Origin of the sequence: Campylobacter upsaliensis, from assembly GCF_900637395.1 — a bacterium.
GTDB classification, from domain to species: domain Bacteria; phylum Campylobacterota; class Campylobacteria; order Campylobacterales; family Campylobacteraceae; genus Campylobacter_D; species Campylobacter_D upsaliensis.
Genome location: NZ_LR134372.1, coordinates 109,432 through 128,341 on the forward strand (window position 1 = coordinate 109,432; position 18,910 = coordinate 128,341).

The 18,910-nt window shown below is 35.5% G+C and carries 23 protein-coding genes and 1 tRNA gene; 7 read left to right on the forward strand and 17 right to left on the reverse strand.

What is annotated here, in order from left to right; all coding sequences use genetic code 11:
• Nucleotides 1-41 precede the first annotated feature (41 nt).
• The 4 genes from EL158_RS00535 (at nt 42) to rnhB (ending at nt 3,817) form a co-directional block, all read left to right on the forward strand.
• Nucleotides 42-908 (forward strand): flagellar basal body rod modification protein, encoded by an 867-nt coding sequence (locus EL158_RS00535; protein WP_027304382.1) that lies wholly within the window; start codon nt 42-44, stop codon nt 906-908.
• A 3-nt stretch (nt 909-911) separates the two neighbouring features.
• Nucleotides 912-2,549, forward strand: a complete 1,638-nt coding sequence (locus tag EL158_RS00540; RefSeq protein WP_027304383.1) for a flagellar hook-basal body complex protein — start codon at nt 912-914, stop codon at nt 2,547-2,549.
• A gap of 96 nt (nt 2,550-2,645) precedes the next feature.
• Nucleotides 2,646-3,293, forward strand: a complete 648-nt coding sequence (locus tag EL158_RS00545; RefSeq protein ID WP_027304384.1) for a ferritin family protein — start codon at nt 2,646-2,648, stop codon at nt 3,291-3,293.
• Complete coding sequence (gene rnhB / locus EL158_RS00550) at nt 3,293-3,817, forward strand: ribonuclease HII (protein ID WP_027304385.1); 525 nt, start codon at nt 3,293-3,295, stop codon at nt 3,815-3,817. Before EL158_RS00545 ends, rnhB begins: the two co-directional genes overlap by 1 nt.
• Here the strand turns inward: rnhB and EL158_RS00555 are convergent.
• The 10 genes from EL158_RS00555 to EL158_RS00590 form a co-directional block, all read right to left on the reverse strand.
• Entirely contained in the window at nt 3,810-4,466 is a 657-nt protein-coding gene (locus EL158_RS00555; RefSeq protein ID WP_027304386.1) for a sulfite exporter TauE/SafE family protein, read from the reverse strand. The genes rnhB and EL158_RS00555 overlap by 8 nt on opposite strands.
• Entirely contained in the window at nt 4,463-5,575 is a 1,113-nt protein-coding gene (carA, locus tag EL158_RS00560; RefSeq protein WP_027304387.1) for a glutamine-hydrolyzing carbamoyl-phosphate synthase small subunit, read from the reverse strand. Before carA ends, EL158_RS00555 begins: the two co-directional genes overlap by 4 nt.
• The gene (locus tag EL158_RS00565; RefSeq protein ID WP_027304388.1) at nt 5,572-6,123 is read right to left on the reverse strand and encodes a DUF507 family protein; all 552 of its coding nucleotides are present in this window, start codon (nt 6,121-6,123) and stop codon (nt 5,572-5,574) included. Before EL158_RS00565 ends, carA begins: the two co-directional genes overlap by 4 nt.
• 65 nt (nt 6,124-6,188) lie before the next feature.
• Entirely contained in the window at nt 6,189-6,737 is a 549-nt protein-coding gene (locus EL158_RS00570) for a MotE family protein (RefSeq protein ID WP_004276087.1), read from the reverse strand.
• Nucleotides 6,730-7,158, reverse strand: a complete 429-nt coding sequence (locus EL158_RS00575) for a flagellar export protein FliJ (protein WP_027304389.1) — start codon at nt 7,156-7,158, stop codon at nt 6,730-6,732. The genes EL158_RS00570 and EL158_RS00575 overlap by 8 nt, the downstream gene beginning before the upstream one ends.
• Nucleotides 7,155-8,405: an adenylosuccinate synthase gene (locus EL158_RS00580; RefSeq protein ID WP_027304390.1), complete on the reverse strand. Its 1,251-nt coding sequence runs from the start codon at nt 8,403-8,405 to the stop codon at nt 7,155-7,157. Before EL158_RS00580 ends, EL158_RS00575 begins: the two co-directional genes overlap by 4 nt.
• A 15-nt stretch (nt 8,406-8,420) precedes the next feature.
• Nucleotides 8,421-8,518 (reverse strand) — tRNA-Sec (locus EL158_RS08460).
• A gap of 42 nt (nt 8,519-8,560) precedes the next feature.
• Nucleotides 8,561-8,968: a hypothetical protein gene (locus EL158_RS08650; RefSeq protein ID WP_225532267.1), complete on the reverse strand. Its 408-nt coding sequence runs from the start codon at nt 8,966-8,968 to the stop codon at nt 8,561-8,563.
• A complete protein-coding gene (locus EL158_RS08655; RefSeq protein ID WP_225532268.1) occupies nt 8,929-9,231 on the reverse strand; it encodes a DUF1796 family putative cysteine peptidase in 303 nt (100 codons plus the stop codon). Before EL158_RS08655 ends, EL158_RS08650 begins: the two co-directional genes overlap by 40 nt.
• Entirely contained in the window at nt 9,224-10,429 is a 1,206-nt protein-coding gene (locus tag EL158_RS00590; RefSeq protein ID WP_027304391.1) for a saccharopine dehydrogenase family protein, read from the reverse strand. Before EL158_RS00590 ends, EL158_RS08655 begins: the two co-directional genes overlap by 8 nt.
• A 101-nt stretch (nt 10,430-10,530) precedes the next feature.
• On the opposite strand from EL158_RS00590, the gene EL158_RS00595 reads away from it, so the two are divergent.
• The gene (locus EL158_RS00595; protein WP_027304392.1) at nt 10,531-11,706 is read left to right on the forward strand and encodes a putative transporter; all 1,176 of its coding nucleotides are present in this window, start codon (nt 10,531-10,533) and stop codon (nt 11,704-11,706) included.
• Here the strand turns inward: EL158_RS00595 and EL158_RS00600 are convergent.
• The 7 genes from EL158_RS00600 to EL158_RS00630 all read right to left on the reverse strand — a co-directional run bounded on the left by EL158_RS00600 (nt 11,697) and on the right by EL158_RS00630 (nt 16,791).
• Nucleotides 11,697-13,130 carry a nicotinate phosphoribosyltransferase gene (locus tag EL158_RS00600; RefSeq protein ID WP_034956032.1) on the reverse strand — a complete coding sequence of 478 codons (1,434 nt, stop codon included), beginning with the start codon at nt 13,128-13,130 and terminating at the stop codon, nt 11,697-11,699. The genes EL158_RS00595 and EL158_RS00600 overlap by 10 nt on opposite strands.
• Complete coding sequence (locus EL158_RS00605; protein WP_004276628.1) at nt 13,036-14,058, reverse strand: ribonucleotide-diphosphate reductase subunit beta; 1,023 nt, start codon at nt 14,056-14,058, stop codon at nt 13,036-13,038. The genes EL158_RS00600 and EL158_RS00605 overlap by 95 nt, the downstream gene beginning before the upstream one ends.
• Before the next feature lie 2 nt (nt 14,059-14,060).
• Entirely contained in the window at nt 14,061-14,471 is a 411-nt protein-coding gene (locus EL158_RS00610; RefSeq protein WP_027304394.1) for an RDD family protein, read from the reverse strand.
• Nucleotides 14,471-15,079 (reverse strand): orotate phosphoribosyltransferase, encoded by a 609-nt coding sequence (gene pyrE / locus EL158_RS00615; RefSeq protein WP_027304395.1) that lies wholly within the window; start codon nt 15,077-15,079, stop codon nt 14,471-14,473. Before pyrE ends, EL158_RS00610 begins: the two co-directional genes overlap by 1 nt.
• 2 nt (nt 15,080-15,081) lie before the next feature.
• Complete coding sequence (gene frr / locus EL158_RS00620; protein ID WP_027304396.1) at nt 15,082-15,639, reverse strand: ribosome recycling factor; 558 nt, start codon at nt 15,637-15,639, stop codon at nt 15,082-15,084.
• Nucleotides 15,640-15,648: 9 nt separating this feature from the next.
• Entirely contained in the window at nt 15,649-15,999 is a 351-nt protein-coding gene (secG, locus tag EL158_RS00625) for a preprotein translocase subunit SecG (protein ID WP_027304397.1), read from the reverse strand.
• 96 nt (nt 16,000-16,095) lie between these two features.
• Nucleotides 16,096-16,791, reverse strand: a complete 696-nt coding sequence (locus tag EL158_RS00630) for a Bax inhibitor-1/YccA family protein (protein WP_027304398.1) — start codon at nt 16,789-16,791, stop codon at nt 16,096-16,098.
• Between the two features lie 147 nt (nt 16,792-16,938).
• Here EL158_RS00630 and EL158_RS08660 point away from each other — a divergent pair, with 147 nt between their 5' ends.
• Together EL158_RS08660 and EL158_RS00640 are read left to right on the forward strand one after the other, a co-directional pair.
• A complete protein-coding gene (locus EL158_RS08660; protein ID WP_027304399.1) occupies nt 16,939-17,178 on the forward strand; it encodes a hypothetical protein in 240 nt (79 codons plus the stop codon).
• Complete coding sequence (locus EL158_RS00640) at nt 17,160-18,875, forward strand: LTA synthase family protein (RefSeq protein ID WP_225532273.1); 1,716 nt, start codon at nt 17,160-17,162, stop codon at nt 18,873-18,875. Before EL158_RS08660 ends, EL158_RS00640 begins: the two co-directional genes overlap by 19 nt.
• Nucleotides 18,876-18,910 lie beyond the last annotated feature (35 nt).

Here is an 18,910-nt window from a genome sequence, read left to right on the forward strand (position 1 = left end):
TTGCTTTTATTATAGAAAAGACTTTAAATAAGGAGCTTAAAATGACAACGGAATGGAATCCAAATTTAAACTGGCAAAATACACAAAGCAAACCAAACGACACCACCCAAAATAATGGAGGAAGTCTAACTCCTAATAATCAAGGCAATCCCGGAGCTGTTTTAGACAAAGATGCCTTCTTAAAGCTTCTTTTAATAGAAATGCAGCATCAAGATCCAACTGACCCTATGGATAGTGATAAAATGCTTACGCAAACTTCGCAACTAGCAGCCCTTGAAATGCAACAAAACACTAATAACACTATGCAACAAATGGTCGCGCAAATGGAAAAACTCTCAAACGCTATGGGAACAAGTCAAAGCATAGGTGCTTTAGGAGCTATCGGTAAAATGGCAACCGTTGCAGATAATAAAATCAAGCTTACAGGATCTAATGAAGTTATCGCCCTTAAGATGTATTTACCAGAAGCGTCAAATAAAGACGGAATTACCCTAGAAGTCTATGATAAAGATAATAAGCTTGTTTATACGGAAAAAGCGAGCGAGGGCAAGGAAGTTTCAGCAGGACACTTTACTATGGAGTGGCCGGGTAGAAATAATGATGGTGTTTATGCAGGGGATGGAGAATATACGGTTAAAATCGTCTATAACAATCAGCAAGGTGAGAAAGTAACAGCAAGCTATGGAACTTATCCTATCGAGGGTGTAGTGTTTAAAGAAGGGGTTGCCTATGCAAAAATGGCAGGGCAAGAAGTGCCATTTGACGCTTTAGGGGAGATTACAGATTATAAATTTAGTCTAGGTTCTAATAACTCAAACAATAATACAGGTGGAGATAGCGAAAAGCCAGAAACTGACAGCAAACCAACAGACCCTAATGCAAAACCCGAAGAAAAACCTAAGGCTTAAGCAATGATGGGTGCATTTTATAATGGAATAAGTGGTGTTAAAACAAATAGTTTTGGTATTGACATCAGTGCGAATAATATAGCAAATGTCAATACCACAGGCTTTAAGTATTCTAATGCTGAATTTAAGGACATTTTTTATAGCACTATCACTTCGCAATCAACTAATCCAGCTCAAGGAGGATATGGCTCAACGCAAGCTTCTTCAAAACTAGTTTTTGAACAAGGCTCTCCTGTGGCAAGTGAGGGGGAATTTGATGTGGCTTTACAAGGAAAGGGCTTTTTTGGTGTTTTGGGTGCGGATGATATGCCTTATTACACTAGAAATGGGGCTTTTAAACGCGATGCAAATGGGCATTTGGTAGATTCTTATGGAAATTTTGTGTTAGGCACGATGAATCCAGCCTTTCAGGGTATAACATATAGCGATAGAGTAGCGGGACTTATGGGCGATTACTTAAACACAGGAACACCCATTAATAATGGCTTTACGGTAAATTCTAATGACAAATTTACTTTAGGCACCACAGGCTCACAAGGGGCTTTACAAGTGCCTATAAATATGTATCTTCCTCCAAAAGTTACGCAAAATGTGCAGTGGAAGGGAAATTTAAATACCAACACAAAAACTGAAGTTGTAACCATCGATTTAAATCCTAACAATTTTAAAGTGGAAAAAACACCAGATGGAAAATTTAAAGTCAGCGGAAGTGTAAGTAAAAATGAGGTTTTTAGTGCTAAGGAAAATGATAGAATTTTGCTTAATTTCATCGATAAAAATGGCGTTAAACAAAGCTTTGAAGCGACTTTGGATAAGGATTTAAATTTTGTTAGTAAAGAGCTTGACTTAAAGGGTTTAGATACCGACTCTATCAAGCTTGAATCCGCACAAATTAGCACGGAACAGCAAAAGGCAAATAAGGACATTTTAGAAGCACCTATTTATAACGCTGATGGGAGCAAAAGCACACTAAGACTGACTTTAGAGAGAATTTTGCCTCAAGTGGGCGATACTATGGTATATAAAGTAAGCGCACAAATTTACAATGCTAAAGGCGAAGCAGTAGGAGAGCCAACTGAAGGAAGTATGACCTTTAATCAACACGGAGCCTTATTAAGCAATGACATTAAAAGCGTTAATAACCCTGAAGGAGGAACGATTAACATTGATCTAGGAACGCCTTATGACCCTAATATAGCAGGAAGTGGTTATAGTGGAATTTATGTTCAAGCGGGAAAAGAAAAAAATGTCATCACAAGACACGATGGCATAGCGGAAGGATTTTTCGACCAATACAGAATAGGCGATGGAGGTGAGTTAATCGCTCAATTTAGCAATGGACAAACCGCAATAGTCGGCAAAATCGCCCTTTATAATTTCATCAATGAGCAAGGCTTAATGGCTATGGGAGATAATATCTTCGCGGCTACAGGAAATAGTGGCGAGGCAAGTTTTATAATGAAAGACGGAGAAATTGTCAATACTGCTAAATTTAAAGGAGGCTTTTTAGAGCAGTCTAATGTCAATTTAAGTATGGAGCTTTCTAATCTTATCGTTACACAAAGGGCTTTTGATGCAAGCTCTAAAAGCATCACTACAAGCGATCAAATGATACAAAAAGCCATTAATATGAAAAAATAAGTCCTAAAATAGGACTTATTGACACATAAAATCTTTTGTACTATAATTTTTCGATTCTCAAAAAAGAATTAAAATGAAAATCAAAAAGGATACAAAATGAGACAATACGAAACTTATCGATGTCAAAAATGTGGCAATGAGGTTGAGGTGCAAAATGTAGGTGGTGGAACTTTGACTTGCTGTAATGAGCCTATGCAGTGCATTACGAAAGATTTAACTGCCATAAATTTAATGAAAGCTTTCGCAGGTGAGTCAATGGCAAGAAACAAATATGATCTTTTTGCCGATATCGCCGAAGAAGAAGGCTGGCACGCTGTGGCAAGGCATTTTAGAGAAGCTGCGGAAAATGAAAAATGGCACGCTAGAGCGGAATTTAAGGCTTATCACGAATTAGTCGATGGTAAGGCTTTAGACATCACGACTAAAAATCTCGTTTGTGCGGCTGAAGGGGAAAATTACGAGCATACTATAATGTATCCTAATTTTGCAAAAATCGCAGAAGATGAGGGTAAGAAGGCTATCGCTAGGCTTTTTACAGCCATAGGTAAAGTGGAGATAGAGCACGAAAGGGAGTATTTAGCCCTTAAAAAAATGCTTGAAGAAGAGGAATTTTTTAATAGTGAAGTTGAAGAATTGTGGGTTTGCGAAGTGTGCGGACATATTCATCGTGGCAAAAAAGCTCCAGCAGCCTGTCCTTTATGTAAAGCGCCAAAAGAGTATTTTAAAAGAGAATTTTTAGGCTAATGCTTGTTGGTATCGATGAGGCGGGGCGAGGAGCTTTAGCTGGACCTTTATTTATGGCGGCTTGTGAGCTTTTAAAGCCCCTTAATGAGCTTAAAGATTCCAAAAAATTAAGTGAAAAAAAGCGTGAAAAACTTTATGAAGAGATTATTTTAAACTCAAACTATCTAATCCTCGCCTTTTCAAACGCCCAAATTGACACGCTAGGACTTAGCAAATGTCTGCAAAGAGGACTTGAAATCATTCATTTGCATTTTGAAAAGCAAAGAAAAATTTTTGACGGCAATACAAATTACGGTGTTTTAGGTGTAGAAAATTTAATCAAGGCTGATAGCCTTATCGCCGAAGTAAGTGCGGCTAGCATTTTAGCTAAGGTTAGCAGAGATAAGGTGATGCAATTTTTAGCCTTAAAATACCCACAATATGGCTTTGAAATTCATAAAGCCTACGGCACAAAAGCACATAGAGAAAGCATAGCAAAATACGGAGCTTGTAAGCTTCACCGCTTAAGCTTTAAACTCACATAAAGCCCTTAAATCCCATAAAAGCAAGATAAATTCCATACCCTACTATCAAAATGGACGAAAGAGCTGAAAAAAGGCGGCTAAAACGCTCTTTAATATAATTTGAAACATAAGTGAAAAAAAGTAAAGTGGGCAAGGTAGAAAGCCCGAAAATAAGCATAATGAAAGCAGATTTTAATAAATTTGACTGACTTAAAGCGCTAGCTAAGAAAAAATAAACCAAACCACAAGGCACAAAGCCATTACAAAAACCTAAAATCAAAGCACCATTAAAGCCTTTAAAATGAAGAGCTTTTTTAGCAAGTTTTGAGAAAAAAAGCTCCCACAAAATATTTCTTTCTAAAAAATTTAAAATCTGTCCTTTGAAAAATAAGGCTAAACCCAAAATACTCACAAAAATACCCAAAACAAAAAAACTAAAACTTTGAATTTTTGCATTAAAAGCAAGTAAAGAGCCAAATATACCGCATAAAATTCCAAGTAAAACATAAGCAAAAATACGCGATAAATGATAAGATAAATTTAATAAAAAAGGATTTTTAGCCTTGGAGCTTATCTTTAAAAAAGCGAGATTAAATCCCCCGCACATCGCATAGCAATGGCTAAAACTTGACAAAAATGCTATGGATATAATGCTAATAATTTCACTCAAAGTAAATTCGCAAATTCTTTAAAAATATATTTACTCTCATGAGGACCTGAGGAGCTTTCTGGGTGATGCTGCACGGAAATAATGGGATAGTCTTTATATCTCACGCCCTCGACATTATCGCCAAATAAATTTCTATGCGTAATAAAAGCGACCTCACAAAGCTCTTCTGGGACATTGTAGTTATGATTTTGAGCGGTAATTTCGACTTTTTTATTTTCTAAATTAATCACGGGGTGATTTGCTCCGTGCTGACCGAATTTCATCTTATAAGTTTCATAACCAAAGGCATTGCTTAAAAGCTGATGTCCCAAACAAATGCCAAGCATAGGCACTTTAGCTTCGGCTAATTTTTTAATTTCGGCAATTTCATCTTTTAAAATTTTAGGCTCCCCCGGACCATTTGAAAGAAAAACGCCGTGAATTTCACCCTTTTTAAAAAGAGTGATTAATTCTTGTGCTTTCACATTGTAAGGGAAAACTTCGACAGCCAAATTTGCATCCACAAGTTCGTTTAAAATATTTCTTTTGACACCATAATCAATTACGGCGATTTTTTTCTTTGCTTTTTTAGGCTCATTATAAGTTTTGCCGTTCCATACGCCTTGCTCGTGCTTATAGGGCTTTTTAGTCGAAACTTCTTTGACAAAATTCACCTCATCGATCTTTTTACTTGCCAAAAGCTTTTCTTTAAGCTCCTCTTTATTTGAAATTTCTGTCGAAACAATGGCTCTTAAATTTCCGCTATCTCGTATGAGTTTAACCAAAAAACGCGTATCTATATCACAAATTCCTATTTTTTGATGCTTTTTAAGATAAGTATCTAAACTTTCCTTTGCTCTATAATTAGAAAAAGTGGAGCTAAACTCACGCACGAAAATTCCACTCGCAAAAATATCCTTGCTCTCGTCATCGTCCTCATTTGTGCCGACTATGCCGATTTCTGGCATAGAAAAGACGATGAATTGCCCTGCATAAGAAGGGTCTGAAATGATTTCTTGATAACCACTCATCGAGGTATTAAAAACAAGCTCTCCCAAAAAGGTCCCCTCACAGCCAAAAGCCCTAGCACTTAAAAAGACATCGTTTTCTAAATAAATATAAGCCTTCAAAACATACCCTTTTTTCTAAGCTCTTCTTGGTAAAGCTTTTCAAAGATAAGCTCATATTCTTCACTTCCTGGCACGGGCTTATTTTTATAATTACTAATCTTATCATAAACATCATCTTCGATTGTTTCATAAATTTTTAAATAATCTTCAATGCTTGAAAAAATGAGATTTTTTACTCTATTTTCACTCACAATGAAATTAATATAATCATTTTCAACAAGTGCATTTAAAATTTGATGAGAAAGGCGACTGTGTCTTTCCTCTTTATCTAAAATCACATCATATTCAGCAGCCAACTTTCGCTTCACAAGCCAAAACATATTTTTTCTATCAACCTGCATAAGTTCCATTTCATCTTCTTGCTTTTCAAGCAATTCTCTCGCTCTTTCGTCTAATTTTTTTTCTTTATTTAAATCCTCTTCTAAAATATTTTTTACGCATAAATTTAATTTTTCCAACTGGTCTTTAATCTCTATAAAAGAAGAATGGCTAATATCAAGCATAATTTTATTTGCTATATAGGGGATATGTGGGAATTTAATACGCATTTTTAAACCTTTATTTTTAATTTGAAATGATAGCTTATTTTCGGTAAAAAATGGTAATAAAAGCCTTAATTACTCGCGTTATTTTCCGTAGTATTGTCGCTTTTATCTTCTTCTTTTTTGTCTAAGTTTTGAAGTAGTAAAGTTAGCTCACTAGCCTTTTGTGGGTCCATTTTAGAAAGTATGCCTGAAATTTTTCTAGACTCTAAAGAAAGCATTATTTTACTAGCCTCTTCAGCGTCCATTTGACTTAAAACATCTGCCACAGCCGTATCTTTCATTTGAGAATAAATTTCTTTAATGCGACCCTCTGTTTTATTATTGATAGAATTTAAAATTTCCTCATTTTGCTTTAAAAGCCTTTCATTTTCCTCTCTTAAGCTTTCAATCTTAGCTAAAGTCGCATTGACCTCGGCTTCTTTTTGATTTAAGGCATTCATTTTTTCTTTTTGTAAGCTTTCAAAAGAAGCTTTAAAAGCCTCTAAAGCTTGTCTAGCTTCATCAAATTCGCGTGTTTGAATTTCTAGCTCTCCCTTTCTTGATTCAAAATATTGCTGACAATCCTCCGCAAAAACAACTCCAAAAAATAGTGCTAAAATTACAATTTTTCTATTCATCTTTATCCTTTTTAAAAAAACGACTAATCGCAAGCTCATCGAGGAATTTTTCCTCCGCTTTTTGCATAGCCTTTTGCATAGCTTTAAGCTCTTCACTTTGCAAATATTTTATCTTTTCATAATCTAAATGTGCTTTTTTGTATAAAAATTGATAATGATTAACTTCTTTATGAGAAAGCTCTACTTTTTCCTTAGCCCTAGCCAAAGCCTCTCTCGCAACACCTTCCATAAAAACATTTGCTCTTAACTCCTCACTTGAAATTTGACCTTTTAAAGTGCTTAAATTTAACAACTCCTCCTGTGCTAACCCCAAAAGTCTCTCATTTTCTTTTTGCCTTTGCAAGGCGGCGTTTAAGTCTGTTTGTGCCTTGTCAAGCTGCTGTTTTTTGACCTTGATAACGGCGTTAAATTTGCTTTTCATAAGATGATAGTGTCATCTCTTTCCGCACTTGTAGAAATGAGCTTTACCTTTACGCCGACTAATTCTTCAAGTCTAGCGATGTATTTTTTAGCATTTTGCGGCAACAGGTCAAAATCTCGTATCCCAAAGACCTTATCCCAGCCCTCCATTTCTTCATAAATGGGCTTTGCCTTCTCCAAATCGCTTGGCATATAGTCAATTTCTTCACCCTCATACTCATAAGCACGGCAAATTTTAACCTTCTCAAAGCCGTCTAAAACATCAAGCTTCATCAAGGCTAAATGATCAAGTCCATTAAGCCTTGCTGTATATTTTACCGCCACAGCGTCAAACCATCCGCACCTTCTTTTACGCCCAGTGCTAACGCCTATTTCCTTGCCTATCCTTGCGATTTTCTCTCCCTCTTCGCCCTTATCCTCGCTAGGAAAAGCTCCATTTCCCACCCGAGTCGCATAGGCTTTTACTATACCTGTGATAGAACCAGCCTCCTTAGGATTTAGCCCAAGTCCTGTTAAAGCCCCTGCTGAAATGGTATTTGAACTTGTTACAAAAGGATAAGTGCCGTGGTCAATATCTAGCATAGAGCCTTGCGCCCCCTCTAAAAGCACCCTTTTATCTTCATCTAATGCCTTCCAAAGCAATCTAGTCGTATCGGTAATATAAGGCGTTAAAATTTCACTAAAACGCTTTAAATCAACCAAAAGCTCATCTTGATTTGGAATTTCCACACCTAAAAATTCCAAAAAAGTTTGATTATTTTCAAAATCTCTCATCAAATTTTCGCATAATTTTTCAGGCTCTAAAAGCTCGGCAACTCTGTGTCCTACGCGGTTAATCTTATCTGCATAGCTAGGTCCTATACCCTTGCCTGTCGTGCCTATGGCGTTTTTACCCTTAAGTTTTTCTTTTGCTAAGTCTATTAAGGAGTGGTGTTTTAAATTTAAATGCGCCCTATCGCTAATATAAAGTCGTCCTTTAAGATTGTCAAATTGTGCCATTTCGGCGATTAAAACCTCAGGCGAAACAACTACGCCATTACCTATGATATTAATGCAGTTTTGATGTAAAACACCTGATGGCATTAAGTGAAGTGCATAGCGGACACCATTGACCCAAATGGTATGCCCAGCATTATGCCCCCCCGCACTTCGGCATACAAAATCATAATTTTCACATAATTTATCGACTACTTTACCTTTACCCTCATCACCCCATTGAATTCCTACGACTATATCAGCCTTACTCATCGTTTTCCTTTTTTATGGCGAGAAGATGAGAGAATCGAACTCCCCAAAGAATAGCCAGCTACCCTTTCATCTGATTTGAAGTCAGTGGCGCTCACCAGAGTCGCTTATCTTCCGCTTTGATTATAGCATTTTAAGTCAATTTTACAAAATAAGCACTAACTCCTTTTTTCCAAGCTTAAAGAACGCATAATTTTATGCCAAAGCTTAGTATTACCAAGCCAAGCTCTCTTATATGCCTCACCTTTTTTATGCGTATCGTTAAAAAGATATTCTATAAAATGTAGCTTTTCTCCCCACTCTAACTCAACTTTTTTCATTTCCTTACAATTTAAATCGTGGCGGATATTAATAAGAGTGTATTTTGCGTGATGAAAAATTTGCATTTGCTTTAAAAATTTTTCAAATTCCGCATAATTATCTTGCCTACAAGAAACAAAACAAATATGTTTAGAGGCTTTAATGTGGCGTTTTAAATTCTCAAATCGTCTTCTTTTTTGCGTGATAAAACGCTCATAGCCACACTCTAAACTCTCCTCAAAAGAAAAATCGTGCATAGAACGCATCCCATTTGCCTATCTCTTACCCAACGCTTATTTGTGGTGCTAGCCACTTCTTCGTATTCTTTGAAAAAATTTGCAAAATCCTCTTCAAAACAAGCATTAATATCACTTAAAGTATAAAGTCCTAACCAGTCAAAGGGGGAAGAAAAAGTGCGTAATTTAAATTTTCTCAAATAAAACGCCACCTTACAACCCCCACCTGCACTTATAAAAACATCGGCTCTAAATCTTGTGTGGCGTTTAAAAAATGGTAGAAAATCAATCACCCAAATCAGGCTTCATCTCTAAAATTTTCCAAGGAAGCCCCTGTGTATTTAGCTCGTCCATAAAAGGCTTAGCGTCGAATTCCTCCATATTTTTCACACCGACCCCACTCCAAATTCCACGCGCTACAAGCTTTGCACCTATCATCGCTGGAACTCCTGTGGTATAACTTACCGCTTGAGAAAGAGTTTCTTTAAAACACTCCTCGTGATTGCAAACATTATAGATATAAACTTGCTTATCTTTGCCGTCCTTAATGCCCCTTATTACGCAGCCTATATTCGTATAGCCTTTTGTTCTTTCTCCAAGAGAGGCGGGGTCTGGTAAAAGGGTTTTAAGAAATTCAATAGGCACGATTTCTACTCCCTTATGTTTTACGGGTTTAATACCTAACATACCGACATTTTCAAGGCATTTCATATGAGTGAGATAGCTTTGTCCAAAGGTCATAAAAAAGCGAATTCTTTTCAAACTTGGGATATTTTTAACTAAACTTTCAAGCTCCTCGTGATAAAGCAAATAGCTATCCTTTACGCCTACTTCTGGATAATCCCACTCCATTTTAATAGCCATAGGCTCTGTTTCTATCCACTGCCCGTTTTCAAAATATCGCCCCTTAGCTGAAACTTCTCTAAGGTTGATTTCTGGGTTAAAATTGGTCGCAAAAGGGTAGCCGTGATCCCCTGCATTACAATCTAAAATATCGATATAGTGAATTTCATCGAATAAATTTTGCTTCGCATAAGCACAAAAAACATTCGTTACTCCCGGGTCAAACCCACTTCCTAAAAGTCCTAAAATCCCAGCTTTTTTAAAGCTTTCATCTTTTGCCCATTGCTCTTTATATTCAAATTTAGCTAGGTCTGGATGCTCATAATTTGCTGTGTCTATGTAGTGAATTCCTGTTTTCAAACAAGCGTCCATTAGACTTAAATCCTGATAGGGCAAGGCGAGATTAAGCAAAATTTCCGCCCCAGTTTTTTGGATTAAAGTAACCACTGCTTCGACATTATCCGCGTCAATTTCCGCTGTATCCACGCTTACACCCAAACGCTCTTTAATAAAAGAGGCTATGGCATCGCATTTGCTTTTCGTGCGACTTGCGAGAGTGATTTTAGTGAAAACATCACTATTCATCGCACATTTCACACTTGCGACCCTACTAACTCCGCCCGCACCGATAATAAGAAGATTTGCCATTTCATATCCTTAAATTCAATTTTTGCTTATTGTAACAAATTTAAACTAAACACCATTACGAATTTTTACTATAATTTCTCATCTTTTTTATAAGGTTTTTAATGTTTTCAGCGTTTTTTCTCTCTAAAAAATGGGCTTTATGGGCTTATGCGGGACTTTTTGTGCTTTTAGCTTTTTTGTATTTGCAAACAAGTCTTAATGTCGCTATTAACGAGTGGTATAGAGATTTTTATAATATTTTACAAAAACCAAATGTGCAAAACGCCCCTTTAATCTTAGACGCAAATGCGACCAAAATCGCTAACGAAAATGCGCAAAAAGCCTTAGAAAATGCGAATTTCATTAATAAAGCCTCCATTTTTTACTACCAGCTTTTAAACGAATACTTTTTTTCTAGCAAAAGCATAGCCGCTCAAAAAGCCTATGCGATGAGTGATTTTTATTCTAGCATTGCTGTTTTTTTATGTATAGCCTTGCCTTATGTTTTTATCGCCACTTTAAGCATTTATTTTGCAAGCGTTTATACCTTTAAATGGCGTGAGGCTATGACCTTTGCTTATTTGAAATTTTGGAAAAATAAGGACGATAATATCGAGGGAAGCTCACAAAGAATCCAAGAAGATGCCTATAATTTTTCCAAAATAGTCGAAAGTTTAGGACTTGCCTTTGTGAAATCCTTAATGATTTTAATGGCTTTTATTCCTATTTTATGGACTTTAAGCGAAGATGTTTCCAAAATTCTTTTTAAAAATTTAAGCGAAGATAGTATTTTTTATTTTTTAAAAGATATGCAAGGACTGCTTGTTTATGTAGCTTTGTTTATCTCGCTTGGAGGGCTTATTATATCGTGGTTTGTAGGCATTAAACTACCCGGACTTGAATACAATAATCAAAAAGCAGAAGCCGCCTTTAGAAAAGAGCTTGTTTATGCGGAGGATAATCGCAAGGATTATGCTAAAAGCGAGACGATGATAGAGCTTTTTACGGGACTTAAATTCAATTACAAAAGGCTATTTTTGCATTATGGTTATTTTAATATTTGGCTGATAATGTTTGAGCAAATCATCGTCATCGTGCCATTTTTGATTATGGGACCCTCACTTTTTGCTGGAGCTATCACGCTTGGCGTTGTAATACAAATTAACAATGCTTTTGACCAAGTTAGAAGCTCTTTTAGTGTTTTCATCACAAACTGGACTAAAATCACAGAGCTTAGAAGTATCCATAAACGCCTTAGCGAATTTGAAAAAAATATCCTTTATAAAAATCAACCTTGACTTAGACTTTTTTTAAGACTTTTCAAAGCAGGAGAAAGTCTTAGCTCGTAAGCTTTTTTCGCATCAAGTAAGCCTTCATCAAGGCTTGAAAGTTGAGCTTTTGTAAAAAGGGCTAATGTTTCAATGCTTTTATTTGCATAAAGTCTTTTTCCCTCTTTAAAAACACAGCTCAAAAGCTCTTCACGCCTTAAATTCGGTGGCAAATTTTCTAAAACTTCATCATAAATCATAAGCTCATCATACAAAGCTTTTTCTCCCTCATAAACGCGAAAAAGTTTTTTAAAATGTGGAATTGTCGTTTTGAAAGAGTCTTGAGAAATTTTGATTTTGGGATAAATTTCTCCTTTAATCTCCACCGCCACAAGCTTATAAACGCAGCCAAAAATCGCATCGCTAAAAGCCGTGATTAAACGCTCTCCAACCCCAAAGCCGTCAATTTTAGCACCATTTTTAAGTAGGGTTTCAATGCTTTTTTCGTCCAAAGAATTTGAAGCGATGATTTTACACTCTTTAAGTCCAGCCTCATCGAGTTTTTTGCGAATTTTAAGGCTTAATTCACATAAATTTCCAGAATCAATCCTCACAGCCCCCTTTTTAATGCCAAATTCTTTAAAAACTCTAATCGCATTTTCAAGCCCCAAAAAGCAATCATAAGTATCAATAAGTAAAGTTGCATTTTCAGGGTAAAGCTTCACAAAAGCCCTAAAAGCCTCATATTCGTCTGCAAACATTTGCACCCAAGCATGTGCCATAGTTCCGCTTGTTTTTAATCCATAAAGTTTAGCTGCAAGGGTATTTGAAGTGCCTAAACATCCGCCTATCATCGCTGCTCTAGCACCTTTAAGTGCTGCCTCGCCACCGTGAGCTCTTCTTGCTCCAAATTCTAAAACAGCCCTACCCCTAGCTGCCCTTACAATGCGACTTGCCTTAGTGGCGATTAGACTTTGATGATTGAGAGTGCAAAGCAAAAAAGTTTCTAAAAGTTGTGCCTCAATAGCCCTAGCTTTAATCACCATCACAGGTTCATTTGCGAAGATTACCGCACCTTCTTTAACGGAATAAATTTCGCCACTAAATTTAAAATGCTCCAAATATTTTAAAAAGTCCTCATCAAAGCCCTTTTGCCTCAAAAAAGCAAGATCCTCCGCATCAAAATGCAAATTTTCTACAAAATCTAAAACATCTTCAAGTCCAGCAAAAATAGCAAAAGCCCCTCCATCAGGAGCCTTTCTAAAAAAAATATCAAAATAGCAAATTCTATCCGCAAAACCCTCTTTTAAATAGCCTTGCGTCATAGTAAATTCATAAAAATCACAAAGAAGATGATATTTAAAAGTCGTCAAAACTGATACTACCTTTAGAATAATTTGTAACTTTGCTTTCGAAAAAATTGCTTTTTTGGTCATTGAATTTAGAAAAATCATCAACCCACTTAATCGGATGTTTGGCATTGTAAATTCTATCCAAATTAATCGCTATAAGCCTTTGATCGACTAGATAATGAATATATTCTTCGATAATATCGTCCGTAAAGCCCATAATTTGATTTTGCGTGATGTATTTACCCCACTTAATCTCAAGCTCACCAGCTCTTTTAAACATAGAATAAATTTTATCGATATTTTGCTCGTTAAATAAATCAGGTCTTTCTTTACGCACAGAATTGATCATATTTTGAAATAATAATAAATGCGTAATTTCATCTCTTTGTATAAAGCGAATCATTTGTGCAGAGCCTAGCATTTTACCCGCTCTTGCTAGAGCATAAATTGCCGTAAAACCGCTATAAAAATACACGCCCTCTAAAATTTGATTTGCCACCATAGCAAGAAGCAATTTATTATCATCAACATCACCTGCTAATTCTTCATAAATGCCTGAAATAAAGTCATTTTTTTCCCTTAAGGTCGCATCGTGCTTTTCCATTTCATAGATTAAATCCGTATTATCACAAATCGCCTCGACCATTACAGCATAGGATTTGGAATGATTTGCCTCCTCATAAGCTTGGCGTGCTAGGACAGCGTTGATTTCAGGGGCTGTGATATAAGGATTGATATTATCGGCTAAATTATTTGTTTGAAAACTATCCATTGAAATGAGTTGAGACCAGACAAGATCATACATTCTTTTTTCTGCTGCGGTTAAATTACAGCGGTAATCAAGAGCGTCTCTTGTCGTATCGACTTCTTTAGGAAACCAAGTGTTTGCTTCCATTAAATCCCAAAGTTTTAAAGCCCAAGTGTATTTTGCCTTAGTGAAATTTAAAATCCCGTGCGGATTACCTGAAAAAACCTTTCTATCGCCTAAACTTTCATTTGAATTTGGATTATAAATTCTTTTTCTTTGCATTTTTACCCTTTCAAAACTATGCAAGTTTGTGTTAAAACATCGTGCAAACTTAAACGATCTTTTCTTAAAAAGCTTACAAATAAGCCAAAAAATAAACCAAAACTAACAATAAAAATTAAATATCTTAAAAAAATTCGCAAAAAGCTTACCTTTTTGCCCGTTTTTTTGTCTATCAAATATAATTCATAGGCTTTAAGTCCGGGACTTTGCGCCTTTAAACTTAAAAATATAGTTTGCACAAAACCAAAAAATAAAGTGCAAAAAAGCGGTATTAAAACGCTAGTCAAAAAAGCTTCTTTTGAGCCTAAAACAAAATAAAAAGCGTATAAAATCGGCACATAAATTAAAAAAATATCAATTAAAAAAGCACGGAACCTAAGCCACCTTGAAGCGATTTTCGCCTTAGTTTTCATCAATTTCCACGACTTCCAGGCTTAACCGCTTTACTTCCTTGCAAACAAAGTGGGCATTGCTGTGCCTCATAAATTTCAAAATCAAAATTTCCTAAAGCAAAAAGCGGTAAATTACTAGGAAGTTTGGCATTTTCTTTTCTTTCGTTATTTAAATTTTGAACCGCACAAAAACCGCGATTTGCCAAAGCTGCGTAAGCTACGATTTCGCCACCCAAATTTTCAATAATTTTTGCACTTTCTAAAGCACTACCACCTGTTGTGATAATATCTTCACAAATAATGAATTTTTCGCCCTTTCTCACTTCAAAGCCTCGTCTTAAAGTCATCACTCCCTCAACTCTTTCTGTGAAAATAAAACGCTTTTTACTAGCCCTAGCTAATTCATACCCTGCTAAAACTCCGCCCAAAGCAGGAGAGCAAATGCTATCAAATTCTATCTTATAAGAAGTGATGATTTTAGCTAAATTTTCGCATAATTTTCCTGCTAAAATGGGATTTTCAAGCACTTTTGCACTTTGGAGGTAAAATTGCGAGTGTTTGCCAGAACTTAACAAAAAATGCCCCTCTAAATACGCTCCACACTCTTTATAAATTTGCTCCAAATTCATCATCAAACCTTTAAAAGTTGTGTTTCTTTATCTTTAACGCTTTCGTCAATTTTATGTGTGTAAAGGTCGGTTAATTTTTGCACTTCATCATAAGCTTTTTTAGCCTCATCTTCTGAAATAGCCTTATCTTTTTCAAGCTTTTTAATGGTATCATTGGCATCTTTTCTGCCATTTCTTATAGAAACTTTAGCCTTTTCTCCCATAGCCTTAGCATGCTTGACATTTTCTTCTCTTTGCTCCTTAGTCATAGGAGGGAAAAAGAGCTTGACACTTTCGCCGTCATTGTTTGGATTAACGCCGATATTTGCTGCCGCGATAGCACTTTCAATAGCCTTCAGCATAGGCTTTTCCCAAGGGGTAATGCTAATGGTTGAAGCATCACTTGCTAACACTGTGGCAACTTGATTAAGCGGAGTTGCACTTCCATAATAATCCACTTGTATAGGATCTAATATATGGATATTAACCTTACCTGTTCTTAGGGTCGTAAAGTCCTTTTTTAGAGCCTCTAAACTCTTTTCCGCTTGAGCTTTTTGCTTTTCATAAATTTCATTTAGCATTTTAAATCCTTATTTGCTTGTATTAACTTCACCTGGAAGCTGTGGAGCACTCGGCGCACTTGGTATATTTGCTGGTAAATTTGGTAAAGTCGCATTAGAGTCAATTTGCACTTTTTCTGCTAAGGAATTTTTATTAGAACTATTATAAAGATAGCCTAAAGCTATGGTATTTGCGATAAGTAAAAGACCCATTATAAAAGTAAATTTTGCCAAAAAGCCAGCAGGACCTTTCGCACCAAACAAACTTTCATTGCTTCCACTATACGCACCAAGACCTATACTTGAGCTTTTTTGCAATAAAACAGCGATACAAATCACCACAACAATAACAAATTGCAAAACAATTAAAAGAGTAATCATAACCAAATCCTAAGATAAAAAATTTAAATTGACATTGTAGCTAAAAAAGCTTGAAAAGAGTTTGAAACCCCAAAATTTGCGAGAAAACTCGCAAATTTATCGGCTATTAAAACTTCTTAAAATGTTAAGTAAAGAAATGAAAAGATTAACAAAGTCAAGATAAAGGGCTACCGCACCTTCAATAGGCGTTTCGTAATTTCCGCGTATGATATTTTGCGTATCATAAAGGATATAAAATGAAAAAAGTATCGCCGCCACAGCAGAAACTGCTAAATTTAAAAGACTACTTTGAAAGAAAAGATTAAGCAAAGATGCCGCCACAACGACAATTAAAACGATAAATAAAGCCTTACCCATCATTGTAAAGTCTTTTTTGGTATTCATCGCGAAAATGCTAAGTCCCCCAAAAGCTACCGTTGTCAAAGCAAAAGCCTGCGCCACAATCACTCCACCCGTTGGCAATGCCAAAACAGAAATAAGTAAAGGCGTTAGCGTAAGCCCTGAAACAAAGGTAAAGGCAAAAAGCAAGATAAGATTAAGCGGAGCTTCTTTTTTCTTATACATTAAGCCAAAAAGTAAGCCTAACTCGACCGCAAAAAGTATCCAAAATGTAATTTGAGACTGCACAAAAAATTGTGCTAAAGCAAAAATTCCTATATAAGCACCCGCGGTCGCTGCCAAAAGTGAAGCGGCAAAAAGCTGGTAAGTTTGCTTAATAAAAACGCTTAATTCACTTGAACGAGTGTTTTCAAATGCACTAGATTTAGAATAATCTCTATCATAAAGACTCATTATATACTCCTTAAAAATTATCAAAATTTTTTGAAAGCAAAATCTAACATAATTTATTTAACATAAAATAAATTTGCATTTTTTGTGGCGGCTTAATTTGTTTTTTTTTTTTTTTTGATTATAATAACGGCTTTTGGAGGTTGGAAAATGAGAAAAATTTTATTACAAATTCTTTGTTTTAGCTTTATTTTTATGGGGATTTTTATCATCTCTCGTTTTTTAAGTTTGCAAAGTTTAAGTGGTGAAAATGAAGGCTCTTTTATGGTGTATCTTTACGGACTTGGACATGACATGAGGACCTTTAGTGCTGCCTTTTTGCCTTTATTTTTATGTGCGATTTTAGCGCAGTTTAGTGGCTTACTTAAAAAGTGGGGGGGGGGGGGTTAATCCTTAAAATTTACACTTATCTTTCTAGCTCTTATATCGCTTTTTTATCTTTTGTTATTTTAATCTCTTCTTTTATTCATTATTATTATTTTCAAATGTATGGAGAAAAAATTAATGTTTTTATCTTCGGCTTAAAAGATGATGATACAAGTGCTGTTCTTTCTATCATTTTTGAGGATTATCCTATCGTTACAATTTTAATTTTAGCTGTGCTTTTTAGTATTTTTTCTTTTTGGTTTAGTATAAAAATAATGCGTTTTGAGTTAAAGAAAGTTAAAATATCTCTTATTTTGCTTATCTTATTAAATGTGGCTTTGCTGTATCTTTACACGGTGGCTTTAAGAGGGCATTTTACTTATAATGCGCTAAGGGCGTCCAATTATGAATTTAGCACCACAAAAGCCTTTAACGAAATTTCAACTAACCCCCTAATGGCTTTTTCGTGGGCGTATAAAGAATACAAAAATACCCTAGAATTACCAAAAGTCCCAGATGATGCTATAAAAAACCTAGAAAAAGAGCTTTTTGACATTTTAGATACCACGACAAGTCATAATAATCACGCTAAAAATCATGTTTATTTTAATTTAATGGAGAGTTTTGGCTTAAATGTTTTGGATTTTAGCAATGAAAAACATAATTTTTTAGCCGAGCTACAAAAGCATTTTGATGAGGATTTTGTGTGGAAAAGATTTTTATCCGCTGGCAATAACACCATAGAAAGCCTAAATCGCTTAATCTTTTTAAGCCCAAATATCATCTCTAATGGCCTATATCAAAAACAAGTTTTAAGCCTTAGCCCTTTACAAATTTACAAAAAAGCAGGCTATGAAGTCATCTTTGTGTATAGCGGCAATGCTTCGTGGTATAATCTTGGAAATTATTTTAAATTTCAAGGAGCGGATAGAATCGTTGATGAAAATACCCTACTTGAGGAATTCCCACAAGCTAAAGCGACTAAGCATAAATACGGAATCGCCGATGAGTTTATGTATGAAAAAATTTACTCCATCTTTAAAGAGGCTAAAAAACCTACACTCATCGTATCTTTAAGCATTTCTACGCATAGACCTTATATACACGAAAGTAAGAAAAAGCTTTTTGATGAAAATAAGCTAGAGCCTCGTTTGCTTGAAAGTTTTATTATAGACAATCCGCAAAACGCTTTAAAAACCTATGCGTATGCTAATGATGAATTTGGCAAATTTTTAAGCAAGGTAAAACAAAGTGATTTAAAGGATAAAATCATCATCGCAGCAACGGGTGACCACCGTTTTAGAGATTTAAAAATGGACTCTAACACTCATAAAGCCTTTGCTTACAGTGTACCTTTTTATCTTTACTTACCGCAACACTTAAGGCATAATCTTGACTATGATAAAAACCGCGTAGGCTCTCATAAGGACATTTTCCCTACGCTTTATCATTTAAGCCTAAGTCAAACGCAGTATCTTGGACTTGGCGGACGCAATATGCTAGCAAAAGCTAAAGACGCGAAAAAAGAATTTGGCTTTAATGAGCTTGTGTGGATTGATGAAAATGGTGTATATAGTGGCGATAAGGGTTATTATTTTGAAAATAACGCAAGCTTGAAAAATACAAACGAAAGCTTTGAGCCGAGTTTATACCATAAAAATTTTTCACAAAATTATAAAAAATTATACTCATATCAGCTTAGCAAGCGTTTGGAAAAATAAATTTTACCCTAATTTGCTATAATGGCAAAATTTCA